A 24,409-nucleotide genomic window follows, 5' to 3' on the forward strand; every position below is an offset into this window, starting at 1 on the left:
GCGGCCGGCCCTCCCGGGGCCGGCCGCCGCATGTCGCCGATTGGGCGCCGTCACCTCGCCGTCGGCGTCACAGACCGCTCCTGCGCAGGACGCCGCGGCGCTCCCCGTCGGCCGTCGCGGGCCGCCGGTAGCCGGGCAGCGCGCTGGTCTCCGCCAGGGTGCGGCCGCGCGCCTCCTCGGCCCACAGCACCGAGACCAGCCAGCCCACCAGGGTGATGCCGGCGCCGATCAGCATGGTCGGGCCGATGCCCAGCCGGGCCAGGGAGATCGGCAGCAGATAGGTGCCGGCGGCGGCTCCGACGCGGCTGATGGACGTCGCCACACCGCCCGCGGTGGCCCGGATGCCGGTGGGGAACAGCTCGTTGGGGTACGTCCACTCCAGCACCGTGGGGCCGCCGGAGAAGAGTGCGTAGGCGCAGAAGCAGGTGACGACCACGGCGATGGGCAGCGCGGAGCCGCCGCCGAGCACCGCGAGCGGGACGACCATCAGGGCGAAGGACCACACGATGACCGGGCGGCGTCCCACCCGGTCCACCAGGCGCAGCGCGGGCACACAGCCCAGCACGAACACGACGCTGATCAGGGCCGAGCCCAGGTAGCTGTCGTTGCCCTCGCCGAGGCCGAAGGAGCCGAGGATGGCGGGGCCGAAGGTGTAGAGGGCGAACATGGGCGTGATCTGACACATGTAGAACAGGCCGCAGAACAACGTCCTGCGCAGATAGACCCCGTGGAACAGGTCACGGAACCGGCTCTGCTCCACCGCCTGCTCCTCGGCCGCCGCGGCCAGCAGCTCCTCGGTCGAGACGGTCCGGTCCAGGGCCTTGCGGATCGACTTCTGGGCGTCTTCGGTACGGCCCTTGTTGACCAGCCACAGCGGCGACTCGGGCGTGCCGATGCGCATCAGCAGGATCAGGGCGCTGAGCACACCGCCCGAGGCGAGCATCCACCGCCAGGTGCCGGGGCCGCCGATCTCGGCCATCGCGTAACCGACCACGTAGGCGGCCGCGGCGCCGACGTACCAGGCCAGGATGAGGACGCCGAGCAGCCGGCCGCGGTGCTTGTTGGGCACCCATTCGGCCAGCAGGGACGTCGCGATCGGGTAGTCGGCGCCGATGGCCATGCCGAGGACGAAGCGCAGCACGGCGAACTGCCAGGTCTCGGAGGCGAAGACGGACAGGACGGAGCCGCCGACCAGGACGGCCAGGTCGATGGTGTACATCGCCTCGCGGCCGAGCTTGTCGGTGACGGCGCCGAAGAACAGGCCGCCCACGAAGATGCCGACCAGCGCGGCGGCGCCGATGAGGCTCTCGTCGCCGGTGGTGAGGTTCAGCTCGCCGCTCATCCCGACGAGCGCGACTCCGATGATGCTGAGCAGGTAGCCGTCCAGGAAGGGTCCGCCGGCGCAGGCCCAGGTGAGTTTTCGATGGAACTTGGTCAGTGGCGCCTCGTCGACGGCACGGATGGACATGTGAACTCCGGGGGGATCGGGGACGGACCACGTCGTTGCGCCCATGGGAACGCGTTTCTACTCACGCAACAGAACCCGGACAGTCCGGTGCCGTCAAGACGGTGCACGGAACCTCTTACGACTTCTCACCGGCCGGGCGCGGGCGCGTCAGGCGTGAACTCCCCTCGGGGCAGCTGGAGTTCGCGTCAGACCAGACAGAACTCGTTGCCCTCCGGATCGGCCATCACCATGTGGTCGGGCCTGCCGTCCAGCATCTCCTCGCCGACCACGGACGCGCCCGCGGCGGTCAGCCGGTCGACCGCGGCGAGCACGCGCGGCCACCGCTGCTCCCAGGGCATCTCCCGGCCGCCGCCGACCTGCACGTCCAGATGCAGCCGGTTCTTGGCCACCTTGGGCTCCGGCACCCGCAGGAACGAGATGTTGGGCCCGACCCCTTCCGGGTCGCTGAGATACGCGCCCTCGTCCCACTCCTCCTCCGGGACGTCGTGGTGGGCGAACCACTCCTCCCAGCTGCCGAATCCGGCGGGCGCGGGCCGCTGCACGTAGCCGAGTGCCAGTGCCCAGAAGCCGGCGAGTTCCGCCGGCCGCGCACAGTCGATCGTCACGGTCCACCTGGTCGCCATGCGAGCCCTCCTCGGTCGGATACGTCGACGCTACCGACCGTTCCGCCCGAACCCCTTGACCAACCGGCCCCCGCCCCCGACCATGTTGCGTATAGCTCAATATGTTGCGTATGACGCACTATCGATCACGTCCCGACGGAGGATGCCATGTCTCCTCGACCGCAGCCCGGCCACGAGTTCGTCCTGACCCTCTCGTGCCCCGACCAGGCCGGCCTGGTCCACGCCGTGACCACCTTCCTCGTGGGCCACTCCGGCAACATTCTGGAGAGCCAGCAGTTCGACGACCGGCTCCAGGACCGCTTCTTCATGCGGGTGCACTTCGACGTCTCCGACCCGGCCCACTCGCTGGAGACGCTGCGCAGCGGCTTCGGCCCCGTGGCCGAGGCGTACCGGATCACCTGGCAGCTGCACGACGCCTCGACGCCGACGCGCACGCTGATCATGGTGTCGAAGTTCGGCCACTGCCTGAACGACCTGCTCTTCCGCAGGTCGACGGGCGCGCTGAACATCGAGATCCCGGCGATCGTCTCCAACCACCGGGAGTTCGAGTCACTGGCCGAGAGCTACGGCATCCCCTTCCGCCACATCCCGGTGACGCCGGACACCAAGGCGGAGGCGGAGGCGCGGCTGCTGGAGCTGGTCGACGAACTCGACGTCGACCTCGTGGTGCTCGCCCGCTACATGCAGATCCTCTCGGACGACCTGTGCAAGCAGCTCGACGGGCGGGCCATCAACATCCACCACTCGTTCCTGCCGAGCTTCAAGGGGGCCCGCCCCTACGTCCAGGCGCACCAGCGCGGTGTGAAGCTGGTCGGGGCCACGGCGCACTACGTCACCTCCGACCTGGACGAGGGCCCGATCATCGAGCAGGAGGTCGTCCGCGTGGACCACTCCCGCACGCCGGACGAGCTGGTGGCCATGGGCCGCGACGTCGAGGCGCAGGTGCTCGCGCGCGCGATCGCCTGGCACACGCAGAGCCGCGTGCTGGTCAACGGGCGCTGCACGGTCGTCTTCCGCTGACGGCGGTGAACTCGCGACGTCGATGCGTATAGTTGCGTCATGAGCAACCACACGGCAGATGGCGAAACAGCGGCGCCTGCGGTGAACGGGGTGCAGTCCGTGGACCGTGCCGTCAGCGTCCTGGAGATCCTCGCCCAGCGCGGCGAGGCGGGCGTCAGCGAGGTGGCCGCCGAGATCGACGTCCACAAGTCTACGGCGTTCCGGCTGCTCGGGGCGCTGGAATCGCGCGGCCTGGTGGAGCAGGCGACGGAGCGGGGCAAGTACCGGCTGGGCTTCGGCATCGTGCGCCTGGCCGGCGCGGTCACGGGCCGGCTCGACATCACCCAGCAGGGCCGGCCGGTCTGCGAGCGGCTCGCCGAGGAGCTCGGCGAGACCGTCAACATCGCGGTCCTGCAGGAGCATTACGCGGTCAACCTGTACCAGGTGCGCGGCCCGGGCGCGGTCGGCACGCACAACTGGGTGGGGCAGCTGACCCCGCCGCACGCCACCTCCAGCGGCAAGATCCTGCTGGCGCACCTCTCGGAGGAGGCGCGCGTCGGGGTGCTCGGCACGTCGGGGCTGCAGAAGCTGACCTCGCACACCCTGACCGCACGGACGAAGCTCGACAAGGACCTCGCCCAGGCACGGGAGCGGGGGTACGCGGTCACGCTGGAGGAACTCGAGATCGGCCTGCACGCCGTGGCCGCCCCGATCCGCTCCCGCGACGGCGAGGTCATCGCGGCCCTCAGCGCCTCCGGGCCGGCGTACCGCTTCACGGAGGCCCGGATGCACGAACTGGCGCCCGTACTGGTCGAGGGCGCCCAGGAGATCAGCCAACGCATGGGCTACCTGGGCTGAGCCCCGCCGTCCGACACACGGGCCAGCGGACCTCCTGCCGCAACGGCTTCAGGCCGGCGAGCCGACCCCGGCTCGCGGGCCGGCGGGGCATCCACCGCACGACTTCAGGTCGGCGAGCCCACCCCGGCACACGGACCGACGGACCATGCGCGGCAAGGCGTCCGGCTCGTGCACCCGTCAGCACACACCGGCCGACGGACCCCCGCCACAACGGCTTCACCCCGATGAGCCCGCCCCGGCACACAGAGCGGCGGTCCACCAGCCGCAAGGGCTTCAGGCCCGGTGAACCCGTCCCGGGCACGCGGACCGACGGGCCATGCGCCGCACGGCGTCCGGCCGTGCGCCCGTCCCCGCCCGCCGGTCGGCGGACCGCCCGCCACAACGGCTTCAGACCGGCGAGCCCACCCCGGCACGTGCCGCGTGGCTTCACGCCGGTGCGCCCGTCCCGGTGCACGGGCCGGCGGACCACCGGTCTCAACGGCTCGCGCCGGTAAGCCCGTAACGGCACGTCCGCCGACCGGCCACCTGCCGCAGCGGCGTGAGGACGGCGAGCCCATCCCGGCGCGCCGGACAAGGAGGCCATGTGTCGCGACGGCGTCAGGCCGTCGTCTCCGCGCCCCAGCGTGCCGTCACCCGTACCGCGTCCACCGTCGAGGCGACGTCGTGTACGCGTAGGCACCAGGCGCCCTGGGCCGCGGCGAGTACGGAGACCGCCGTGGTGGCGGCGTCCCGCTCGGGGGCCGGGCGGGGGTGTCCCGTCGCCGGGTCCGTGAGCAGGCGGCCCAGGAAGGACTTGCGGGAGGCGCCCACCAGGACGGGGTGGCCCAGGGCCGCGACCTCGGTGAGGCGGGCCAGCAACTCCCAGTTGTGCTCGGGCTGTTTGGCGAAGCCTAGGCCGGGATCGACGATCAGGCGGCCCGGCCGGATGCCCGCCGCCAACGCGGCCTCGACCCGCAGGCGCAGTTCGCCGAGCACGTCGGTGACCACGTCGCCGTAGACGGCGTTCGCCTGCATGCCGGCGGCGTGGCCGCGCCAGTGCATGAGCACGTACGGCATCCCGGTCCGCGCCATCAGCGGGAGCATCGCGGGGTCGGCCAGGCCGCCCGAGACGTCGTTGATCAGCCGTGCGCCCGCGTCGAGGGCGCGTGCGGCAACCTCGGCGCGCATGGTGTCGACGCTGACGACGCCCCCCGCCGCGACCAGTTGCCGCACGACGGGCAGGACGCGGCGCAACTCCTCCTCGGCCGGCGGGCGGGCCGCGCCGGGGCGGGTCGACTCGCCACCCACATCGACGATGTCCGCGCCGTCCTCGAAGAGCGCGAGCCCGTGCGCGACGGCCGCGAACGACCGCCCGCCGTCGGAGAACGAGTCGGGGGTGACGTTGACGACGCCCATGACGAGCGCGCGGCCGGGCCGCGGCAGCCCGCCGGCGTGGAGTTCCGGTGTTCCCGGACGCGTTGCCGTGGCGGCGCGGGCGGTGCCGATCACCGGGACCGGACCTCGCGCGCCGCCGCGTGCGTCACGCCGCGCCTCCGGCGGGCACCGCCCCGAGCCGGGCCGCCACGCAGGCCGGCGGGAGGTTGGGCCGGGCGTCGGACAGTTCGACGTAGACCATGCCGTCCTCGACGAGGACCCGGTGGGTGCGCACGGGCAGCCGGGCCGGCGGGGCGTCCACCTGGCCCGTGCGCAGGTCGAACTTCGAGGCGTGCAGCGGGCATTCGACCTCGCACCCCTCCAGCCACCCGTCCGCGAGCGAGGCGTCCTGGTGGGTGCACGTGTCGTCGATCGCGTAGAGCTCGCCGTCCTCGGTGTGGAAGACGGAGACCGGCGGTTCGGACGCGATCCGGAACGCCTCGCCCTGCGGCAGGTCGGCAAGAGGGCACGCGGGAATCTTCATGACCACCTCGGTGCGGATGCGTAATGCGAAACGATGTGCGCTTAGCGCAACGCCAGTTTGGAGGCGCACCTCTCCCCTGTCAAGAAGCGGGCGGGGCCGCACCGCGGCGGTGCGGGCCGGCTGTGACGAAGGGGCAGCAGAGGGGCTACTGAGCCGGTCCCGGAATCTCCTGCTCGGCCCAGATGATCTTGCCGTCGGGGGTGTGGCGGGCGCCCCAGCGGTCGGTCAGCTGGGCCACCAGGAAGAGGCCTCGGCCGCCCTCGTCGGTGCTGCGGGCGTGCCGCAGCCGCGGGGCCGTGCCGCTGGCGTCGGCGACCTCACAGGTCAGCCGGGCGTCGCGCAGGAGCCGTAGCCGGATGGGCGGCTCGGCGTAGCGGATCGCGTTGGTGACCAGCTCGCTGACGACGAGTTCCGTCGTCATGGCGAGGTCGCCCAGGCCCCACTCCTCCACCTGGCGGGTCGCCCGGGCGCGGACGTCGGCCACGGCGGACGGGTCCACCGGCACGTCCCAGGAGGCCACATGGTCCTCACCCAGGATGTGCGTACGGGCCAGCAGCAGCGCGATGTCGTCGGGCTGCGGCGCCGGCACGAGCCGCCGCACCGCCGCCGAGCACAGCGAGGCGGGATCGGCGTGCGGGTCGGACAGCAGGCCCGCGAGCCGGGACATGCCACGCTCCATGTCGCCGTCCGCGCCCTCCACCAGGCCGTCGGTGTAGAGCCCGATCAGGCTGTTCTCGCCGAGCTCGATCTCGGTCGCCTCGAAGGCCATTCCCCCCAACCCCAGCGGGGGCCCGGCCGGGGGTTCTGGGAAAGAGACCTGTCCTTCAGGGGTGACGACGACGGGGGGCGGATGCCCGGCCCGGGCCATCGTGCACCGCCCGGCGACGGGGTCGTAGACGGCGTAGAGGCAGGTCGCCCCGAGGAAGGCCGAGGTGTTGTGGCGGACCGCCTCGTCGTCCGCCTTCTCGGCGCTCAGCCGCAGCACCAGGTCGTCGAGGTGGGCCAGCAGCTCGTCGGGCGGCAGCTCCATGTCGGCCAGGGTCTGCACGGCGGTGCGCAACCGGCCCATGGTCGCCGCGGCGGTGATGCCGTGCCCGACCACGTCGCCGACGACCAGGCCCACGCGGGCGCCGGACAGCGGGATCACGTCGAACCAGTCGCCGCCCACCCCGCCCGTCGGGTCCGCCGGCAGATAGGCGGAGGCCACCTCCAGCGCGGTTCCGCCGGTCAGCGCGTGCGGCAGCAGGCTGCGCTGGAGGGTGACCGCCGCCGTGTGCTCCCGGGTGTAGCGGCGGGCGTTGTCCACGCACAGCGCCGCGCGCGCCACCAGCTCCCGGGCCAGCAGGACGTCGTCGGGCTGGAAGGACATGGGGTTGAGGGAGCGCAGGAACGTGGTGATGCCGAGGGCCGTGTTGCGTGCCCGCATCGGCACGGAGATGAGCGAGTGCAGGCCGAACTCGCGGATGCGCTCGGCGCGTTCGGGCTCCTCGTCGACCCATTCGGGGGCGGACGGATCGAGCACGGGCATGAGGATCGGCTCGCCCTCGATGAGCAGGTTCAGGTCGTGGGTGGGGGGCAGGAACCCCGCGCTCTCGCCGATCCGCACCACGGCCTCCGGGCAGCCCTCGCGCACGGAGCTCATGCCGGCGCGGCGCAGGGTGGCCTGCACGGAGGCCGGTCCGGCGTCCGTGAGCCACGCGCCGTGCCCCTCGGTGCTGAGCACGGGCTCCAGCAGGTCGACGACGACGAAGTCCGCGAAGCGGGGCACGGCGAAGTCGGCGAGCTCCTGCGCCGTGCTCATCACGTCCAGGGTGGTGCCGACGCAGGTCCCGGCCTCGTTGACCAGCGTCAGCAGCCGGCGCGCGGTCCACCGCTCGGTGACGTCCTGGACCAGGTAGCACACCCCGGTGACGACGTTCGCGGCGTCCACCAGGGGGAAGAAGGAGGTGGAGTAGGCGTGCCGGCGGCGTGGGTCGGCCCAGCTCCAGCCCAGGTACTCGTAGTCGGTGACCGGCACGCCGCTCTCCAGGACCTTGCGCATCAGGCCCTCGATGGCGGCCGCCTGCAGACCGGGCAGCAGCTCGCTCAGCCGGCGCCCCAGCCGCTGTTCACGGGGCACCCCGCCGAACCGCTCCAGGGTGTCGTTGAGCCACACGTAGCGCAGCTCCAGGTCCATCACGGCCATGCCGACCGGCGAACGGGTCAGGAACCCGTCGAGCACGGACTGGCCCACCGTCCACTGCGGCTTCTGCTCCCGCGCCGAGATCAGGAAGCACTCGTCCCCGCCGATGCGGAAGGCCGCGGAGACCCGCAGGTCGACGTCGAGGGAGCGGCCGTCGCCGTGCCGCAGCGGGATCAGGCCGTTCCAGCCCATGCCGGCCCGGCACCGCTCCACCACGCCCGCCACCCGCGCCGGGTCCCGGTCCATCGCCAGCAGCCGCTCCGCGGGCCGGCCGACCACGACGGAGGCGGGGCGTCCGAGCAGGGTCTCGGCGCCCCGGGTCCAGCCGATCACAGCACCCTCGGCGGACACGATCGCCGCCGCGTCGCTGGACGCGTCGAGGAGATCGCGCGCTGTCGCGGGCGGGGGCCCGCCGGACGCTTCTCGCGCAGGATCCATGGATGCCATCCGGTTCCGTTCCCTACAGCACCATGTTCCTGCTACTCCGCCCGATGTGCACGGCTCCGGCCGAAAGGCCGCCGGAGCGCCCTCCGCTTCCGCCCCGCCCGGGCCGGGGGCAGCATGGAAGGGCCACTGGTCACAACCCGGGTGCCCGGTGACACCGAAAGGTCTCGCCGGATGCGGCGGACAGAGCGGAGGTAGGTGCGGGATGACGGCCGATTCCTTCCGGTCCGACGGTGACGTACGGGGTTCCGAGGAGCCCCGGCCCACCGGACTGCTCGACGTCCTGAGCGTGTCCGCCGTGGTCGTCGACGCCGGCGGGCGCGTCGTGTTCTGGACCCCGCAGGCCGAGGAGCTGTTCGGGTACACCGCCGAGGAGGCACTGGGCACCTACGCGGCCCGGCTGTTCATCCATCCCGAGCATCTGCACGCCGTGGTCGACCTGTTCACGGAAGTGCTGCGGACCGGCCGGAGCTGGGCGGGCACCTTCCCCATCCGGCACAAGGACGGCAGCACCCGGCTGATGGAGTTCCGCAACATGCGGCTCCAGGACGACCTCGGGGACGTCTACGCCCTGGGCATCGCCGCCGACCACAACCTGCTCCAGCGCGTCGAGACCGATCTGGCCCTGTGCGAGCGGCTGATCAACCAGTCGCCGATCGGCCTGGCCCTCCTCGACCCCGATCTGCGCTACCTCCTGGTCAACCCGGCGCTGGCCCGCATCGACGGCATCCCCGCCGAGGACCACGTGGGCCGCGGCCTGCGTGAGACCCTGCCCCTGCCGGACGTCGACACCATCGAGTCCGCGCTGCGCCAGGTGCTCACCACCGGCAGCCCGCTGCTCGACCAGTACCACGTGGGCCGCCCCCTGGCCGACCCCGAGCACGAGCACGCCTGGTCGCTGTCCTTCTACCGGCTGGAGGACCCCGGTGGGCGGGTCCTCGGAGCGGCCGCCTCGGTCGTCGACGTCACCGAGCGGCACCGCGCCGCCGCCGAGGCCGACCGGGCCCGGCGCCGGCTCGCCCTGATCGCCGACGCCTCGGTACGCGTCGGCACCACGCTGGAGGTCGAGGACACCGCCCGGGAACTGGCCGAGATCGCGGTGCCCCAGCTCGCCGACGTGGTCGCCGTCGACGTCCTCGACTCGGCCCTGGCCTGCCGCCGCTCACGCCGTCCGGACGACGGCCCGGAGCTCTTCCGCGCCCTCGCCCTCAAGGCCGCCCACCCGACCGTGGCCCTGCGCGCCGCCGATCCGCCCGGCGGCCTCGCGGCCTACGACGGGGACCGGCTGGTCACGCTGTGCGTGCACTCCGCGCGGCCGGTGCTGGTGCGCCACGTCGGCGAGCGGGATCTGCCGCGCATCGCCCGGGACGCCGAGGCCGGCTCGCTGCTGGCCCGGGCCGGCGTGCACTCCTACCTCGCCGTGCCGCTGATCGCCCACGGCGAGGTGCTCGGCGCGCTCGACCTGAAGCGGACCCGCAACCCGCTCCCGTTCGACGAGGACGACGTCGTCCTCGCCACCGAGCTGGCCGGGCGCGCGGCGGTGGCCATCGACAACGCCCGCTGGTTCCAGAGCGTGCGCAACACCGCCCTCACCCTCCAGCGCAGCCTGCTGCCCGACCACCCGCCGCAGCACGCCGGTCTCGAACTCGCCTCCCGCTACCAGCCCGCCCAGGCCACCAGCGAGGTCGGCGGCGACTGGTACGACGTCATCCCGCTGAGCGACGACAAGACCGCCCTGGTCGTCGGCGACGTCATGGGCAACGGCATCGACGCGGCCGCCACGATGGGCCGGCTGCGCACCGCCACCTGCGCCTACGCGGACCTCGACCTCGCGCCCGGCGCCGTGCTCCAGCACCTCGACAAGATCACCTGCGATCTGGAGCACTACATCGTCACCTGCCTGTACGCGGTCTTCGATCCGCGCACCCGGCGCTGCCACATCGCCAACGCCGGGCACATGCCGCCCGCCCTGGCCGGCCCGGACCACCCCGCCGAGCTGCTAGACCTGCCGCCCGGGGCCCCGCTCGGCGTCGGCGGCATCCCCTTCGAGACGACCACGGTCCGACTCGACCCCGGCGACCTGCTCGTCCTGTACACCGACGGCCTCGTCGAGACCCGCCAGCACTCGCTGGACGACCGGCTGAACCTGATGCTGAGCTTCCTCGACGAGCCCCGGCGCCCCCTGGAGGAGACCTGCGACCTGCTCCTGCACGGCCTGCGCCACCCCGACGACCACGACGACGTCGCCCTCCTGGTCGCCCGGTGCGTGCGCGGAACGGGGCCGGGGGAAGCGGCGGTTCAGCCCTGAGGCGGGGTGAGCACCACGAAGTCCGCGTTCGCGGGATCGACGCAGACGGCCATCCTGCCCACGCCCTCCATGTCGACCGGCCCCATCTGCACGCTGCCGCCCTTCGCGGTGGTCTGCGCGACGGCGGCGTCGCAGTCGTCGACCGCGAACACCGGGTGCCAGTAAGGGCGTCCACCGTTCAGGGACAGATCCTTCGGGTCGAACTGCATGAGGCCGCCGTGCATCCGCTCCTCGGGGAGCCCGGCCGGCGTGATGAGGGTGTACGCCCCTCCCCCACCCGGCATCGGCATGTCGCCGAACTGCCAGCCGAAGACGTCGCCGTAGAACCGCTTCGCCGCCGCGGCGTCGGTTGTGTACAGCTCGGTCCAGAACAGTGAGCCCGGCGCGTCCGCCAGCTCGAACCCGGTGATTTTGCCCGGCTGCCAGACGGCGAACTGCCCGCCGGACGGGTCGCTGTACTGCGCCGTCCTGCCCTGTTCGCCGAAGTCCCTCGGCGCCACCCGCACCGTGCCGCCGGCCCGCTCGACGGCCTGCGTCGTGGCGTCCACGTCGGCGACGTCGTAGTAGATCATCCAGGCCGAGCGGGCGCCCTCCTCGGTGAGCCTGCCCAGCCCGGCGACGATCTTGCCGTCCCTGCGGAACATCCCGCCCTCGGCGCCCTCGCCCATGGACTCGAAGTCCCAGCCGAGCACGGCGCCGTAGAAGGCCGCGGCCGCCGGGACGTCAGGGGAGCCGAGGTCGAGCCAGCAGGGGGAACCTGGAGCGAAGTCGGTGGTGATCACAGGAGTGCCCTTTCGCAGCGTTCACACGATGCCAGCCTCGCACCGCGTGCCCGCTCGCGCGCGCCGGACCACCCACCCGAACACCACCACCGAGCTCACCGCCGCGACGGCGCACCAGGTCGAGACGAACTCCAGCCGCCACAGCGCCCAGCACGCGAGCGCGCCCACCGCCGCCAGCAGGCCGAGCCCGCGCAGCCAGTCGTCGCCGGACAGCAGCAGCGCGCCGACGGTGGCCAGCAGATAGCCCGCGATCAGCACCTGGCCGTACGGCAGCCCGATCACGTAGCCGACGGTGTGACCGCGGATCTCGGCCCGGACCGTACGGGTGGCGATGACGTACGCCAGCACGGCGGCGGTCAGCACACCGGACACCAGCGGAACGGCCAGCCTTCTGCGGGCGGGCCGTGCACTGGCGCACACCACGGCCACAGGCACCCACACCGCCAGCAACGGCAGCGCGATCACGGCCCAGGCGACGGTGGCCGGCCTGGTGCCGCCGTCGAGCTGCCACACCCGGGCCTCGACCAGCTGGTGCGCCCCGAGCAGCAACGGCAGCGTGGCGATCGGGAGATCCCCGATCCGCCGCACCCGCGCCGCACAGGCCACGCCGACGCAGGCGATCGCCGAACCCGCCACCAGATCACCCGTCGCACTCCAGCACATGACAACACCATGTCACCGCGGGCGGGCGAATCATGCGTGCTGCCTGGCGATACCGCCGACCGATGCCGGGTGAACGTCCGGCGGGACGTCAGCGGTCCCGGCCGCCCCGGTCGCCGTGATCCTCGACGTCGGTGCCGAGCCGCACACAGCACTCCCCGGGCTCGGGCGCGAGGACGGCCCGGACGCCGTTGACCTCGAGGCCGCCCAGGTAGCCGCTCAGGAAGGCGTGATTCATCCCGCACACGAGATCCGGGGCCTTCGCGGCCAGCGGGTGGAACGGGCAGTTGCGCAGCCGCAGTTGGGTGGACGTCTCCCGGACGGGTTCGTAGCCGTATCCCTCCAGCAGGTGCTCGCAGGCGCTCAGTCCCCGTTCGGGGCCCAGGCGGCCCGGGCGGGTCTCCTGCCGGACGGTCTCGCCCAGTTGCCGGCCGCGCTGCTCCGCGGTCCGCAGGGCCGCCTGACGCGCGTTCTCGCCGGCGCCCTCGGACAGGACGGCGTCCAGGAGCAGATCCGCCAGGAGTCCATGGCGCCGGTCGGGGATGCTCACGGTGATCTGGGCGTCGGTTGGCTCGTACACCTTGGGCTGCCGGCCCACCTTGCGGACGCCGCCGGACGCCGCGTAGCCCGCGCGCAGCAGGCCCGCGTCGACGAGCTTGTCGAGGTGGAAGGCCGCGAGCTTGCGGGAGATGCCGACGCTGGCGGCGGCCTCGTCCCGGGTGACGGCGCGTCGCGCCCGGCGGATGAAGGTGAACATGCGCCGGCGCGACTCCTCGCTCAGCACGCTGACGGAGTCGATGGCGTCGTCGGCCGCATCGGCCGGTGCGCTCGGATCGGAAGCCACACCACCACGTTAACGCCCATCGACGTAGGCACAAGCGCTCTTACCTCTGATTGGTCTGCGTGTATTGACGCCCTCCATCAATAAGACCAAACTTTGTTGGCGAAACTCATGGGAGGTAGCGATGGCCAGTGAGTCACAGCTTCAGGCGAAGCGCCCCGTCAGCGCCTCGCTCGCCGGCCCGTACGGCCACCCGTTCCACCCGATCCTGGTCACCGTTCCCATCGGCGCCTGGGTCGCGAGCCTGGTGTTCGACATCGCGTCCCACGTCGTGCACCGGCCGGGCTTTCTGACCCAGTCCTCCGAGTGGCTCATCGCGCTCGGCGTGCTCGGGGCCCTGCTCGCGGCCACGGTCGGCTTCCTCGACCTGTTCGCCGTCCCCACCGGCACCCCGGCCTTCCGCACCGCCCTGGTGCACATGACGCTGAACCTGCTGGTGACCGCCGCCTACGTCGTCAACTACCTGTGGCGCCACGGCGACTACACCGCCGGCCGGAGCGTCGCCACCGGCCCCCTCGTGCTGTCCGCGCTCAGCGTCGCCGTCCTCGCGGTGTCGGGATACCTCGGCGGGAGGCTCGCCTACCGCTACGGCGTGCGCGTCGCCGACGAGGACACCCAGGCCGAGGGGTACACCACCGTCCCCGGGAGTTCTTCATGGACATCACCGCACTGATCACCTGGGTGGTCACCGCACTCGGCGGTTTCTACCTGCTCGGCGCCTGGCTCCGACGAGGCGGAATCCGCCGGCAGCAGCACGGCACCAGCCGCCTGCCCGCACCCGTCCTCTTCGGCCACTTCGTCCTGGCGGCCGCCGGGCTGGTGGTGTGGATCCTGTACGTCGTGACGGACGCGAGCGCTCTGGCCTGGACCGCGTTCGGACTGCTGCTGCCGGTCGCGCTGCTCGGTTTCGTCATGCTGGCCCGCTGGATCCCCGTGCACCGCGCGCACGCCACGGTCGGCGCGGCGGCGGCCGCCGCGGGTCCGGGCGCCGAAGGCACCGTCCCCGCCGAACGGCACTTCCCGGTGCCGGTCGTGGTCGCCCACGGGCTGCTCGCGGTGGCCACCCTCGTCCTCGTCCTGCTGACCGCTCTGGGCATCGGGGGCAGCTGACATGACGGAACGCCGCAACCGCACCACCGCCCGGACGGCCCCCCGCGACCAGGAGGATCCGGCACCCGGACGACCGGCCCTGCGCGTCGTCCACGAGCCCGACGGGATCGACCTGGCCGCCGCGGCGGAAGCGGCCGGCCGCTTCCTCACCGCGCTCGGCGTCTCCACCGCCTCGGAGAGCCTGCGCGGCACACCGGGACGGATGGCCCGCGCCTACGCGGAACTGTTCACCCCGCGCCCCTTCGACCTGACCACCTTCCCCAACGACGAGGAGTACGACGAACTCGTCCTGGCCCGCCGTATACCGGTGCGCAGCGTCTGCGAACACCACCTGCTGCCGTTCGTCGGCACCGCTCACGTCGGCTATCTGCCCGGCAGCCGGATCCTGGGCCTGTCCAAACTGGCGCGCGTCGTCGAGCACTTCGCGTGCCGCCCCCAGGTCCAGGAGCGCCTGACCAAGCAGGTCGCCGACTGGCTGCAGACGCATCTGGAGCCCAAGGGCGTCGGCGTCGTGATCGAGGCGGAGCACAGCTGCATGACGCTGCGCGGCGTCCAGGCGACCGGATCGAGCACCATGACCTCGACCCTGCTCGGCCTGCTGCGCACCGACGCCCGCTCACGCGCCGAGTTCCTGGCGCTCACCGGGGCGGCCGGCTGACGCCTGGGGCCGGGGCGGGTGAGCCGCACCAGCACGGCCGTTTCGGGGCACGGCAGGCGGACGGTGAGGTTGCCCTCGGCCGCCTGCCATTCCGCGGTGGCGGCGGAGGCGTCCGGGTGGAGTACGTCCGCCACGACGCCTGCGCCGCGCAGGTGCGGGATCGTCAGGGCGCGCTCTCCGGCATCGGGCCCCTGCGCCACTCCGCGACGTAGGTGGCGTCTTCGCGCTCTCCCGTCTCGTAGCCCCGGCCAGCATCGAACTCGATCTCCCGGAGCCAGGCAAGTCGGCCTCACAGCATGCCACTGGCCTCGGCGAGAGTTTCGGCTCCATCGAAGCAGCGGGCTGTGGACCGCGCACCCGAGGGCAGTGGTTGGCGGATCAGGTGGTGCAGAGGCGACGTCGCGCCCGTTCTCCGTAGTGGGAGTCGGTCGCGGCGGTACGCAGGTTTCAAGGCGCACGTGCGGGCGACGTGTACGTCCCCGGCGAAGTACGCGACTACGCCTGCAAATTGCCTGCCCCAACGGGAGCCATGGCATCTGGCCCGCGGAAGGTCCCACGCGGTCTGCCACGTGTTGCCGCTCGACCTCGTAAAGCTCTGCGCCGCGGGGAGGGCAACTCGCCTGCCTCGGAACGCTCTTGGGACGCCGCCGCCGATCTGGTCGGGGACACCCTCCGGGAGGATGCGAGGATCGGCTCCACACCCGGATCGACGATGTGGGAGGACGCGGTGAACGTTGAGATCTCGGACGGTGCCCGTGAGCAGAGCCGTCAGCTCGGGCCGGCGGCCGAGGCGGCGGTGGCGGAGTTGTCCCAGTCGCTGGCAGTCAACCCGCTGCTGGGCGAGTTGGACACGTTCACGAAGCTCTACCGCACCTCCATCGCCACGCGTGATGGCGCCACGCTGAGCGTGCACTACCTCTACGGCCCCCCGTACACCGCGGAGGGAGTCGTACAGATCGGCTCGGTGGCGCGGGTGTCGACTCCCCCCACCGCGGCCGAGAAGTACGGTGAGCACGCCGATGTGGAGCCGCCTGAATCGGCCGGGGACATCAGGGACGACGCGGCCCAGGAGGAGACCGCCGGACGCCAGGTCACGGACGCCTGGACGAGGATCGAGACCTGGCTACGCGTCCACGCCCCCGCTTCCCACGAAGCCTTGCTTCCCGGCGCGTCCGAGCAGGAACTCATCCACCTCGAAGACGTCCTCGGCACCCGCCTCCCGGCAGAACTGACGGCACTGTGGCGCCTCCACGCAGGCGTTCACGACGCACGCGGCGCGGGCTTCCTGTTCCGGAACTGGGCTCTCATGAATGTGGCCGACGTGGCCGAGTACCACGGCAACCAGATGCGACTGGGCGATGACGACGTCTGGTTGCGCCCGTGGATTCCGTTCTGCTCGGCCGGCGTCCACGACCGCTCCTTCGTCCTGTACGTCGACGCCAAAACCGGCACGGTGGGCTACTCCTCGCGCTACGGCGAGCGCCGGGAGGAGTTCGCGTCGCTCTCGGTCTACCTGGAGGAGATGGCCGACGCTCTGGAGGTGCCGGCGCTGGCAGGGAAGGAGAAACCCGGACTGGCGGACGGGGCGCTGGTGTGGGGGCCGGTGGGCGATGTTCCCGGCTGGCAGCCGTACAACGGATAGACGTGCCGGTGGGGGAACGGCAACTGCCGCTCCCCCACCGGGTTTCATCATCTGTCAGCCGACCTTGCGCCAGGCACAGGTGGTGCCGGCGTTCGCGCAGTGCTCGAAGCCTGGATCGCTGACGAAGAACCCGTCATTGTCCAGCAGCCGCCAAACGGTGGGCTGGAGCTTCTTGAACGCGGTCTCGTTCTGCGTGTTAGGGATGGCGGCTCGCCCGCACTTCTCCTTCCACGTGGGACCGTTCTTCGCGGTCCTTGTGTCGGCGAGCAGTCCGAAGCTGGTGCCGCTTCCCAACTTGTCGGTTAAGAGCTGGGCGCACTCCTTGCCGTCGCCCACCTGGTTCAGGCCTCCGGGGAACCCTCCACTTTCGTGGGTGGAGGCCATGGCGTACTCGTCGCAACTCGTCGTTCCCACGGCCGTGTCGGCCGGATGTGCCGTCCAGCTCGAGGGGCAGACCTTGCCGCGGCTGTCCTCCGATGTCCACGGATCACCGTCGGCGTCCTTCACCGAGGTGTCTGGGCCGAGGTAGTGCAGCAGCGAGTCCCACTTCACCGACCCGGCGTGATCGGGCATCTTCTCCTGCATCAGCCAGTAGTAGGCGCCGGCTGCGGGGAAGAGGTTGGTGTCAACGGTGTAGGTCGGCTTGAAGTACGGCAGGACGCATCCCGGCGCGACGGCCTTGAGGATGTCGTCGCAGCGGGGCGCGAGTTCGCGCACTGAGGTGACGCCGCTGGTGCCGAAGTCGGCCGAGGCGGTGAGGTCGCTGGCATCGACGCTGGCGGTGACGGACCAGCCCAGGTCGATGGTCTCCTTGCCGGTGCCGCTCCACGTGGTCTGGACGGTGCCCCAGCGGGCGTTCAAGGGGCCGCTGTCGGTGATACCCCAGTGGCCGGTGGACGCCGTGTTGTTCAAGTCCGCCCACTTCGTGGGTGACTGGACGCAGCTGGAGCAGTTATGGCCCACGTTCCACCTGAGCGTGACGCCCTCAAGACCAGGGTCGATGCTGGCGGGCATGGCGACGATCTGCTGGTCGTACTCGCCGAAGTCGGTGCCGCTGTCGCCCTTCTTCGTGTACGTCTTGATCTGCTGCTGGATGTCGAAGACGGCGGTGGAGATCGTGGGATGCTCCGGGTCGGTGTCCACGAAGGTCAGCGTCGCGGTGCCGATACTCTTCATGCACGCCTCGGTGCGATTCATGAAGTCCTTGCCCGCCGGGCTGGGACCGCACCAGGAGACCAGATTCGGGTCGGCTCCGTCGGCAGCCACGGCATCAGCCTTCGCGGCGCGCTGGTTGCTCTGCTTGGTGGGCGGGCTGATCTCGATGCACAGCTTGCGCCTCTCGGCATCAGACTGGGAGCACGACTTCTTGCCGCTCGTCTGCGCTCCCTTGGGAGTGAGCCCCTCGGGCCTCATCCCCTTGGCCGTGACGCCGGCGACAGGGCCCGGGTCGGTACGGGTGAACTCGATGTTCTTCTGGGCCAGCGAGTCGATGCTGGATGACGCCTGCGGGGCAGGGAAGGTCACATAGGGGTTGATCTTGAAGTTCACCCACGGCGACCAGTCGGTCTCGTACAGGCTGCCGTCGTAGGCAGAGGTGTGGAACGCATAAAGGACGCCCGGCTTCAGTCTTCCGTAAGGGACGGTGACCTGTGCGGTCTTGCCGGAAGCCACGAAGTCGGAGACGAGGACTCCGTAGGGGTTGGCGTCCGTCAGTTTGACCTGAGCCTTCGGCTTGCCATCGGCATCGGTGGTCCAGACCTCGAAGGTCAGGTTGGCCGTGTCACCGTCGGCGTCGGTGACACTGTTGCGCAGCACTACTTCCGGGGCGACGACACTCCACGTGCTGCCGCTCTTGACGAACTGCGGTCCTGCCGACGGGGACTTCCCCGAGACGGGGCGAGATCCTGCGGCGGCAGCATTCTCCGGGCCCGCTGCGGGGCGCGCGGACGGGGCGGCGGAAGGGGACGAGTTGGGCGTGTAGTCGGCGGCAGCGGCAGTGCCGCTGCCTATCAGTAACGCGGCGGCTATGCCTGCAGCCACTCTGCGCAGGCGACTGACGGTGTGTCTGCGGCTCAAGCCCAGATCCTCCTTAGCGTACGAATGTTCGATGCCGTGCGATCTCACCAGACACGCCCCGTCCGGGCATATGGCCAAGGTCATGTTTAACTCGTCTTGGCTGAAAGGGAGTTGACGCATGCAGCGGCATGAACACTGCGGGCTGCGCCTGCCATCGCCATGAGCTGGGGCGGATACCCATACCGACTACGGCGAAGCTGACCGGAAACTGAGCTCCGTGATGTCGCCAAGGCGGCCACCGCGACCTGCCCATCCAGCGCCTCCCACTCAACGCCGGCCTCATCCAAAGCGCAGGCCCGCCTGTCCTGGACTGGGGTCGCAAGCATCCGTACGTCCGTCCACGCGGCCGAGTCATCGGCCGATGAAAGCGGCCGTAGAGGCAGAACACCTTCAGCGTGATCGCGCACTTGCGGGCGTCGTCACCTCACCGACGAAGCGCAGCCGGGTACGCGATGTCTGGGCGAGGTGAGCGAGCCGTGCGCTGACGGTCGAGTCGATGAAGCGTTCCCCGAACCCGGTGCGGCCGTGGCCGGTGGCGGTGACCTCGAACAGCGGCAGCAGCCGGGCCCGGTCCTGGCCCCGCCCGGCCCGCCGCAGTACTGCACATGCCACCCCCGGCGTCCCCCAAAGCGCGAAAGAGCCCCGCCTTTGACATCGTTCCGGGCCTTTGCGGCAAGGCCGCCTACGGATTCGCCACTGTCTCACCCCTCGTCAGAAGGAGGTACACCGCATGGTCGGCAGACATGCCGTGGGCGCGCGCCGCGCCGCCCTGACCGCGCTCGGAGCCCTCGTACTCACCCAAGTCCCCTCCGCCGTCGCGGCCCCGCCGCCCCCCGCACCGGGACCCGCGCACCTCGCCGCCCGCACGCTCGACGCCATCCGGCCGCCGGCCCAGGTGCTGCGCGCGATGGAGCGCGACCTGGGACTGACCCGGTCCCAGGCGCGGGCCCGGCTGGTCAACGAGGCCGAGGCCGGCACCCGCGCGGGCCGCCTCCGCAACGCTCTGGGCGGGCACTTCGCCGGGGCCTGGGTGAGCGGGGCGACCTCTGCCGAGCTCACCGTCGCCACCACTCACGCGGCGGACATCTCGGCCATCCAGGCCCAGGGAGCCAAGGCCGCGGTCGTCGCCACGCCGCTGAGCACCCTTCAGGCGCTCAAGGAGCGGCTGGACGCGACCGCCGGTCACCTCCGCTCGCGCGACACACCGGTCTGGTACGTGGACGTACCGGCGAACCGGGTCGTCGTCCAGGCGACCCGGCAGGCGGCGGCCACGGCCTTCGTCAAGGCCGCCGGGCTGGAGGGGCGGGGCGTGGCCGTCCGGGTCGCGGCGGAGCGGCCCAAGCTGCGCAAGGACCTCGTCGGCGGCGACGCCTACTACATCAACGACAGCGCCCGCTGCTCGATCGGGTTCTCCGTCACCAAGGGCTCCCAGCAGGGCTTCGCCTCCGCGGGCCACTGCGGCAAGCCCGGCGACAGGACCACGGGCTCCGACAAGACCGACCAGGGCACGTTCAAGGCGTCCACGTTCCCCGGCAAGGACATGTCCTGGGTGGGCGTCAACAGCGACTGGACCGCCACGGCCGACTACAAGGGGCAGGGTGGCAAGCGGGCCTCGGTGTCCGGCTCGGTGCAGGCGCTGGTCGGGGCCGCGGTCTGCCGCTCCGGCTCCACGTCCGGCTGGCACTGCGGCACGATCCAGCAGCTGGGCGCGACGGTCCAGTACGAGGAGGGCACGGTCAACGGCCTGACCCGGACCGACGTGTGCTCCGAACCGGGTGACTCCGGCGGCCCGTTCGTCTCCGGCGCCCAGGCGCAGGGCACCACCTCGGGCGGCTCGGGCGACTGCACGAGCGGCGGGACCACCTTCTTCCAGCCGATCAACCCGATCCTCAGCGACTTCGGCCTCACGCTGAAGACCGCGCAGACCGGCGCGCAGGCCCCGCAGGACAACGCGGCGGCGGACGCGTGGATCCCCGGTCACGTCTACGAGGCCGGGCAGACCGTCACCCACTCCGGCGTGCGTTACCAGTGCCTGCAGACCCACCAGGCACAGGGTGTGTGGTCGCCGGACGCCACTCCGGCCCTGTGGCAGCGGCTGTAGGAGTCGTACGGCGCGGACGGTGCGGGAGCCCTCGCTCCCGCACCGTCCGCGTTTCTACGACCCGTGTTTCTACGACTCGTGTTTTCTACAACTCGGTGTTACGACTCGGCGAGGAGCCCGTACGCGGTGGCGACGAAGGGGTCGCCGGGCCGGAAGCGGCGGGTGCAGAGCGCCGCCAGGGCCGTGCCGGTGTCGGGCCGGAACCCCAGGAACGCCTGCTGGCCCAGGGTGGCCCCGCCGTGGAAGTACATCGGCCCGCCGTCGGTGGGGTGCCGGAACCAGGCCATGGTATGCACGTGCCGGTGCCCCAGTCCCCGGCGCAGCAACGGCGTGCGCACCGACCGCAGCGCGCCGGACAGGGCGGTGCCGGACGGGTCGAGGTGCGCTTCGAGGAAGGCGAGCAGGTCGTGCGGGGTGGCCCGCAGGGCCCCGGCGGCCGGGAAGCCGCCGGCGTCGAAGCCGGGCACCCGGGTCCGGCCGTCCTTGCCGTGTCCCGGGGCGTCGGTGTCCGGGCCGCTCGGCCGCAGGGCGGTGCCGTCCAGGGCGAGCGGGCGCAGGATCTGTTCGGTGAGCAGGTCCTCCCAGGGGGTGCCGGTGGCCGCCGCGACGGCGTGCCCGAGCACGGCGACACCGAAGTTGGAGTACCGCCACCGCGTGCCGGGCCGGTGCGGCGGGCGGTGGCGCAGGAAGGCGTCGATCACGCGGGCGGCCGGGTAGCGGGCGTAGGGCGCGGTGTGCCAGGCGGGCAGGGCCCGCAGGTAGAAGTCGGCCGGCAGGGCGGGCAGTCCGGACGTGTGGGTGAGCAGGTGGGCGAGCGTCGCCGGGGACCGCGTCGGCCGGGCCGGGGCCAGGCAGGCGGCGGCCCGCTCGCCGCCGGTCAGCAGACCGCGCCGGATCAGCTGGGCGAGCAGCAGTCCGGTGAACGTCTTGGAGGCGGAGCCCAGTTCGTAGCGCAGGTCCTCGCGCGGGGTCGGCGGAGGCGGCGCGGAGCCGCCGCAGTGGACGGTCCGGCGGCCGTGCCGGGAGACGGCGAAGACGGCGTCGGGCGCGTCGACCGCCTCCACGGCCGCCTTCAGCCGCAGGTGCAGCTCCTCCTCGTCACCCTCGTCCCGCGCCGCCGCGAGGTCGCCGGCGCGGAAGTCCTCCTCGTCGTGCGGGTCGCCGGGCCAGGGCGTGGCCGTCCCGCTCATGACGGCGCGTGCGCCAGTTCGGTCAGGGCGCGGGAGGTGGCCAGGAAGGAGGCGAAGGCGGCGACCAGCGTGGGGTGGTAGACGACGTCGAAGACCTCGTCGGGCGGGCCCTCGGGCATGCCGCGGACGGCGGGCATGGCGCCGTCGGGCTGCTGGGCGGCGGCGAAGCCCTGCCAGGCGCGCGCGTCGAGGGCCGGGCGGGGCAGACAGGCGTCGACGACGAGGAGTTCGCCGAGCAGGTCCCATCGTTCGAGGTCGAGCCAGTCGTCGATCCACACGGGCAGCCAGGTGGCGAGGTAGTCGGCGACGTGCGGTGGCAGCCCCTCGGGGCGCTCGCCCCAGTCGGTGAGGTGGAACACCGCGTGCGTGATGTCGTAGGCGATGTGCCCGCCGACCGTCCACGGCTCGGGGGTGCGGCCCAGCCAGGTCGCGCCGGCGAGGTCGGCCTCCGGCGGGTGGGGCGTGTGGCCGTAGCGGCGCTGGAACGCGGCGAGTCCGAGGCGGCGGGTCGGGTGGAGTTCGAGGGCCGCGTAGCTGCTCAGGCGGTGGTGGAGGGCGGCGGTGCGCTCCAGCTCCGGTGCGCTGTAGCCGAGTTCCTTGTAGGGCAGGTACACCTCGAAGGGGATGGGTGAGAGCGGCTCGATGCACTGGCCGCGCACCAGCATGCGGCCGCCGTCCAGGGTGTCGCGCCAGGTGTGGTCCACCAACCGGCGTGCCAGTTCGGCCTGTTCCGATCCGGCGACGCCCTCGCGGAACAACACCCGGCAGATCAGGGCGAGTTCACCGATCGGCTTGAACCGCTCCAGGAAGCCGACCTCCGGGTCGACGTCGGGTTCCAGGCGGAATCCGTCGCGCCGCGCCCAGAGCCACTGAAGGGCGCGGACGCCGACGGTGTGCAGCAGTCGGGTGTCGGTCATCCTGGCACTCCCTGCCCCCCGTACCGGTTCTGCGGGTCCTGCGCACGGGCCTCGGAGCCGCGGGTGAGGTGGTCGACGCTCAGGGCGGCGGCGAAGGCCGCCATGAGAGTGGAGTGGTAGCAGTGGACGAAGCCCTCGTCGGGGCCGTCCGCGGTGTCCGGCGCGTTCAACGGGATGGCGCCGGAGTCGAGTTGGGCGTGCGCGAGCCGGGTCCAGGCGTCCTGCAACATGGCCGTGTCGGGCGGGCTCGGCAGGCTGGCGGCGACGATCAGGAGCTCGCAGCAGAGGTCCCACATCCCGGCGTCCAGGCAGGTGTCGAGCCAGGGCGGCAGCCACTGGGAGAGGTAGGCGGCCAGGTCGTCGGGGACGCCCTCGGCGGTGCGGCCCCAGTCGGTGAGGTGGAAGACGACGTGCGTGAGCGCGTATCCGGCGGTGCGCTCGAAGGCCCACGGCTCGGGCAGGCCGCCGAGCCAGGTGCGGCCCAGCGCCTGCTCGGCCGGCTCCGGGCGGTGGATGCCGCTGCGCCGCTCGGCGTTGAGCAGGCCGAGCCGTCGGGTCGGCTCCTGCTCGGTGAGGCGCCAGCCGCGGGTGCGGGCCACGGTGGCGGCGGCCGCCTCGTACCCGGCGTGCCGGTACCCGGCACCGGCGAACACCGAGTACACCTCCAGCGGGTAGGTCGCGAAGGGCTCCAACCGCTGCAGGCGCAGGAACAGTTCGCCCTGGCCCGTCTGCCGCCAGGCGAAGGCCAGCAGGCCGCGGACGCAGGCGTGCAGGGGGTCCGACGGCGGGGTGCGGCGGCCCACGCTCACGCACGTCTGCGCCAGTTCCCCGAGGGGTTTCCAGGTGAGGTCGACCGCGCCCTCGACGGTGAACGCGTCGTCGTCGAGCACGAAGTCGCCGCGGTGCGCGGAGATCCAGGCGAGCGCCGCGACCTCGACGTCCCGTATCCGCCCGGCGTCCACGGCGGTCGTCATACGGGCGCTCCGGCCCAGCGCATCGCCCGGGCCGCCTCCAGCTGGAGGGCGACGCGCGGGTCGCCGCCGCCCATCAGTTCCACGAAGTCGAGGCCGCTCTCCAGCCCGAGGGTCTGCGGCACGCCGTCCAGCAGCGTCAGCCAGCGGCCGGCTCCGGCGGCCTGGAGCCAGTCCCGGCGGCGCACCGCGCGGACGAAGCCGCGGGCGACGTCGACCGGGCGGCCGCGGGCGGCGCGGGCCACCGCGCTGTCCTCACCGGGCACCGCGAGCGGGGCCAGGACGGCGAGTTGATGCGTCAGCAGCTGCCAGGTGGCTGTGCCGAGCCAGTCGCCGTCGGGCTCCGCCGTAGCTGTGCCGGTGCCGTCGAAGCGGTGCAGCGTGCGTCCCATGGCCCAGTGGCTCCATACGACGGTGGGCGCCGCGTCGGAGCGGGGCGGGAAGGTCTCCACGGTGCGCCGGAACGCGTCGAGCGTGTCCGGGAGGGGCGGGGTGCGGGTGAGGACGTGCGGAAGCAGCAGGTCCGCGCCCAGCACGCGGACGGCCGCGACGGTGACGGCGTGGCCGGCCTCCGGGCCGTCGAGCGCGCCGTCGGACAGCCGGACGTGGGGGCGGTGCCCCCACACGAAAGGACACGCCCACCCCAAAGGCCCCCCCCCCCCCCCCCCGCGATAGAACAGAT

General features: G+C 72.2%; 22 protein-coding genes. 8 read left to right on the top strand and 14 right to left on the bottom strand.

The window, feature by feature from the left end; translation table 11 throughout:
- Nucleotides 1–67: 67 nt before the first annotated feature.
- Entirely contained in the window at nucleotides 68–1,468 is a 1,401-nt protein-coding gene (locus ACFU97_RS38075; RefSeq protein ID WP_384265686.1) for an MFS transporter, read from the bottom strand.
- Nucleotides 1,469–1,653: 185 nt separating this feature from the next.
- A complete protein-coding gene (locus tag ACFU97_RS38080; protein ID WP_384265689.1) occupies nucleotides 1,654–2,091 on the bottom strand; it encodes a VOC family protein in 438 nt (145 codons plus the stop codon).
- 147 nt (nucleotides 2,092–2,238) lie between these two features.
- On the opposite strand from ACFU97_RS38080, the gene purU reads away from it, so the two are divergent.
- Both purU and ACFU97_RS38090 read left to right on the top strand, forming a co-directional pair.
- The gene (purU, locus tag ACFU97_RS38085; RefSeq protein WP_384265691.1) at nucleotides 2,239–3,111 is read left to right on the top strand and encodes a formyltetrahydrofolate deformylase; all 873 of its coding nucleotides are present in this window, start codon (nucleotides 2,239–2,241) and stop codon (nucleotides 3,109–3,111) included.
- A 39-nt stretch (nucleotides 3,112–3,150) separates the two neighbouring features.
- On the top strand, nucleotides 3,151–3,948 hold the full coding sequence (locus ACFU97_RS38090) for an IclR family transcriptional regulator (RefSeq protein ID WP_384265693.1): 798 nt from the start codon (nucleotides 3,151–3,153) through the stop codon (nucleotides 3,946–3,948).
- A 597-nt stretch (nucleotides 3,949–4,545) separates the two neighbouring features.
- Here ACFU97_RS38090 and folP read toward each other — a convergent pair.
- The 3 genes from folP to ACFU97_RS38105 all read right to left on the bottom strand — a co-directional run bounded on the left by folP (nucleotide 4,546) and on the right by ACFU97_RS38105 (nucleotide 8,474).
- Nucleotides 4,546–5,343: a dihydropteroate synthase gene (folP, locus tag ACFU97_RS38095; RefSeq protein ID WP_384265860.1), complete on the bottom strand. Its 798-nt coding sequence runs from the start codon at nucleotides 5,341–5,343 to the stop codon at nucleotides 4,546–4,548.
- Between the two features lie 124 nt (nucleotides 5,344–5,467).
- Nucleotides 5,468–5,845 carry a bifunctional 3-phenylpropionate/cinnamic acid dioxygenase ferredoxin subunit gene (locus tag ACFU97_RS38100; protein WP_384265696.1) on the bottom strand — a complete coding sequence of 126 codons (378 nt, stop codon included), beginning with the start codon at nucleotides 5,843–5,845 and terminating at the stop codon, nucleotides 5,468–5,470.
- A 145-nt stretch (nucleotides 5,846–5,990) separates the two neighbouring features.
- Nucleotides 5,991–8,474: a SpoIIE family protein phosphatase gene (locus tag ACFU97_RS38105; RefSeq protein ID WP_384265698.1), complete on the bottom strand. Its 2,484-nt coding sequence runs from the start codon at nucleotides 8,472–8,474 to the stop codon at nucleotides 5,991–5,993.
- Nucleotides 8,475–8,676: 202 nt separating this feature from the next.
- Between ACFU97_RS38105 and ACFU97_RS38110 the strand changes: the two genes are divergently transcribed.
- Nucleotides 8,677–10,779 (top strand): SpoIIE family protein phosphatase, encoded by a 2,103-nt coding sequence (locus ACFU97_RS38110; RefSeq protein ID WP_384265700.1) that lies wholly within the window; start codon nucleotides 8,677–8,679, stop codon nucleotides 10,777–10,779.
- Here ACFU97_RS38110 and ACFU97_RS38115 read toward each other — a convergent pair.
- From ACFU97_RS38115 to ACFU97_RS38125, 3 genes are all read right to left on the bottom strand, one after another.
- A complete protein-coding gene (locus tag ACFU97_RS38115) occupies nucleotides 10,770–11,561 on the bottom strand; it encodes a VOC family protein (protein ID WP_384265703.1) in 792 nt (263 codons plus the stop codon). The genes ACFU97_RS38110 and ACFU97_RS38115 overlap by 10 nt on opposite strands.
- A gap of 21 nt (nucleotides 11,562–11,582) precedes the next feature.
- A complete protein-coding gene (locus ACFU97_RS38120; protein ID WP_384265705.1) occupies nucleotides 11,583–12,224 on the bottom strand; it encodes a DUF6629 family protein in 642 nt (213 codons plus the stop codon).
- A gap of 88 nt (nucleotides 12,225–12,312) precedes the next feature.
- Nucleotides 12,313–13,065 (bottom strand): helix-turn-helix transcriptional regulator, encoded by a 753-nt coding sequence (locus tag ACFU97_RS38125; RefSeq protein WP_384265708.1) that lies wholly within the window; start codon nucleotides 13,063–13,065, stop codon nucleotides 12,313–12,315.
- Between the two features lie 121 nt (nucleotides 13,066–13,186).
- Here ACFU97_RS38125 and ACFU97_RS38130 point away from each other — a divergent pair, with 121 nt between their 5' ends.
- From ACFU97_RS38130 to ACFU97_RS38145, 4 genes are all read left to right on the top strand, one after another.
- Complete coding sequence (locus ACFU97_RS38130; RefSeq protein ID WP_384265711.1) at nucleotides 13,187–13,735, top strand: DUF2231 domain-containing protein; 549 nt, start codon at nucleotides 13,187–13,189, stop codon at nucleotides 13,733–13,735.
- Nucleotides 13,717–14,172 (top strand): hypothetical protein, encoded by a 456-nt coding sequence (locus ACFU97_RS38135; protein WP_384265714.1) that lies wholly within the window; start codon nucleotides 13,717–13,719, stop codon nucleotides 14,170–14,172. Before ACFU97_RS38130 ends, ACFU97_RS38135 begins: the two co-directional genes overlap by 19 nt.
- Before the next feature lies 1 nt (nucleotide 14,173).
- Nucleotides 14,174–14,830 carry a GTP cyclohydrolase I FolE gene (gene folE / locus ACFU97_RS38140; RefSeq protein ID WP_384265717.1) on the top strand — a complete coding sequence of 219 codons (657 nt, stop codon included), beginning with the start codon at nucleotides 14,174–14,176 and terminating at the stop codon, nucleotides 14,828–14,830.
- Between the two features lie 727 nt (nucleotides 14,831–15,557).
- The gene (locus ACFU97_RS38145; RefSeq protein ID WP_384265720.1) at nucleotides 15,558–16,472 is read left to right on the top strand and encodes an SMI1/KNR4 family protein; all 915 of its coding nucleotides are present in this window, start codon (nucleotides 15,558–15,560) and stop codon (nucleotides 16,470–16,472) included.
- Between the two features lie 54 nt (nucleotides 16,473–16,526).
- Here ACFU97_RS38145 and ACFU97_RS38150 read toward each other — a convergent pair whose 3' ends face one another.
- On the bottom strand, nucleotides 16,527–18,632 hold the full coding sequence (locus ACFU97_RS38150; protein WP_384265722.1) for a hypothetical protein: 2,106 nt from the start codon (nucleotides 18,630–18,632) through the stop codon (nucleotides 16,527–16,529).
- Between the two features lie 306 nt (nucleotides 18,633–18,938).
- Entirely contained in the window at nucleotides 18,939–19,160 is a 222-nt protein-coding gene (locus ACFU97_RS38155; protein WP_384265725.1) for a hypothetical protein, read from the bottom strand.
- Between the two features lie 118 nt (nucleotides 19,161–19,278).
- Here ACFU97_RS38155 and ACFU97_RS38160 point away from each other — a divergent pair, with 118 nt between their 5' ends.
- Nucleotides 19,279–20,649, top strand: coding sequence for an alpha-lytic protease prodomain-containing protein (locus ACFU97_RS38160; RefSeq protein WP_384265728.1), 1,371 nt, complete (start codon nucleotides 19,279–19,281; stop codon nucleotides 20,647–20,649).
- 98 nt (nucleotides 20,650–20,747) lie between these two features.
- Here ACFU97_RS38160 and ACFU97_RS38165 read toward each other — a convergent pair whose 3' ends face one another.
- From ACFU97_RS38165 to ACFU97_RS38180, 4 genes are read right to left on the bottom strand one after another with little or no spacing between them, the layout of a single operon-like run.
- Nucleotides 20,748–21,839 (bottom strand): serine hydrolase domain-containing protein, encoded by a 1,092-nt coding sequence (locus ACFU97_RS38165; RefSeq protein ID WP_384265731.1) that lies wholly within the window; start codon nucleotides 21,837–21,839, stop codon nucleotides 20,748–20,750.
- Nucleotides 21,836–22,756: a DUF6895 family protein gene (locus ACFU97_RS38170; RefSeq protein WP_384265734.1), complete on the bottom strand. Its 921-nt coding sequence runs from the start codon at nucleotides 22,754–22,756 to the stop codon at nucleotides 21,836–21,838. The genes ACFU97_RS38165 and ACFU97_RS38170 overlap by 4 nt, the downstream gene beginning before the upstream one ends.
- The gene (locus ACFU97_RS38175) at nucleotides 22,753–23,730 is read right to left on the bottom strand and encodes a DUF6895 family protein (protein WP_384265737.1); all 978 of its coding nucleotides are present in this window, start codon (nucleotides 23,728–23,730) and stop codon (nucleotides 22,753–22,755) included. Before ACFU97_RS38175 ends, ACFU97_RS38170 begins: the two co-directional genes overlap by 4 nt.
- On the bottom strand, nucleotides 23,727–24,353 hold the full coding sequence (locus ACFU97_RS38180; protein ID WP_384265740.1) for a hypothetical protein: 627 nt from the start codon (nucleotides 24,351–24,353) through the stop codon (nucleotides 23,727–23,729). Before ACFU97_RS38180 ends, ACFU97_RS38175 begins: the two co-directional genes overlap by 4 nt.
- Nucleotides 24,354–24,409 lie beyond the last annotated feature (56 nt).

It is taken from the genome of Streptomyces sp. NPDC057616 (assembly GCF_042800575.1).
Classification (GTDB): domain Bacteria; phylum Actinomycetota; class Actinomycetes; order Streptomycetales; family Streptomycetaceae; genus Streptomyces.

Coding starts and splice junctions, on each gene's coding strand:
- ACFU97_RS38165 (WP_384265731.1), bottom strand. CDS start 21,839: ATGAGCGGGACGGCCACGCCCTGGCCCGGCGACCCGCACGACGAGGAG.
- ACFU97_RS38100 (WP_384265696.1), bottom strand. CDS start 5,845: ATGAAGATTCCCGCGTGCCCTCTTGCCGACCTGCCGCAGGGCGAGGCG.
- ACFU97_RS38080 (WP_384265689.1), bottom strand. CDS start 2,091: ATGGCGACCAGGTGGACCGTGACGATCGACTGTGCGCGGCCGGCGGAA.
- ACFU97_RS38090 (WP_384265693.1), top strand. CDS start 3,151: ATGAGCAACCACACGGCAGATGGCGAAACAGCGGCGCCTGCGGTGAAC.
- ACFU97_RS38120 (WP_384265705.1), bottom strand. CDS start 12,224: ATGTGCTGGAGTGCGACGGGTGATCTGGTGGCGGGTTCGGCGATCGCC.
- purU (WP_384265691.1), top strand. CDS start 2,239: ATGTCTCCTCGACCGCAGCCCGGCCACGAGTTCGTCCTGACCCTCTCG.
- folE (WP_384265717.1), top strand. CDS start 14,174: ATGACGGAACGCCGCAACCGCACCACCGCCCGGACGGCCCCCCGCGAC.
- ACFU97_RS38150 (WP_384265722.1), bottom strand. CDS start 18,632: ATGACCTTGGCCATATGCCCGGACGGGGCGTGTCTGGTGAGATCGCAC.
- ACFU97_RS38170 (WP_384265734.1), bottom strand. CDS start 22,756: ATGACCGACACCCGACTGCTGCACACCGTCGGCGTCCGCGCCCTTCAG.
- ACFU97_RS38130 (WP_384265711.1), top strand. CDS start 13,187: ATGGCCAGTGAGTCACAGCTTCAGGCGAAGCGCCCCGTCAGCGCCTCG.
- ACFU97_RS38075 (WP_384265686.1), bottom strand. CDS start 1,468: ATGTCCATCCGTGCCGTCGACGAGGCGCCACTGACCAAGTTCCATCGA.
- ACFU97_RS38105 (WP_384265698.1), bottom strand. CDS start 8,474: ATGGCATCCATGGATCCTGCGCGAGAAGCGTCCGGCGGGCCCCCGCCC.
- ACFU97_RS38160 (WP_384265728.1), top strand. CDS start 19,279: ATGGTCGGCAGACATGCCGTGGGCGCGCGCCGCGCCGCCCTGACCGCG.
- folP (WP_384265860.1), bottom strand. CDS start 5,343: ATGGGCGTCGTCAACGTCACCCCCGACTCGTTCTCCGACGGCGGGCGG.
- ACFU97_RS38135 (WP_384265714.1), top strand. CDS start 13,717: ATGGACATCACCGCACTGATCACCTGGGTGGTCACCGCACTCGGCGGT.
- ACFU97_RS38110 (WP_384265700.1), top strand. CDS start 8,677: ATGACGGCCGATTCCTTCCGGTCCGACGGTGACGTACGGGGTTCCGAG.
- ACFU97_RS38175 (WP_384265737.1), bottom strand. CDS start 23,730: ATGACGACCGCCGTGGACGCCGGGCGGATACGGGACGTCGAGGTCGCG.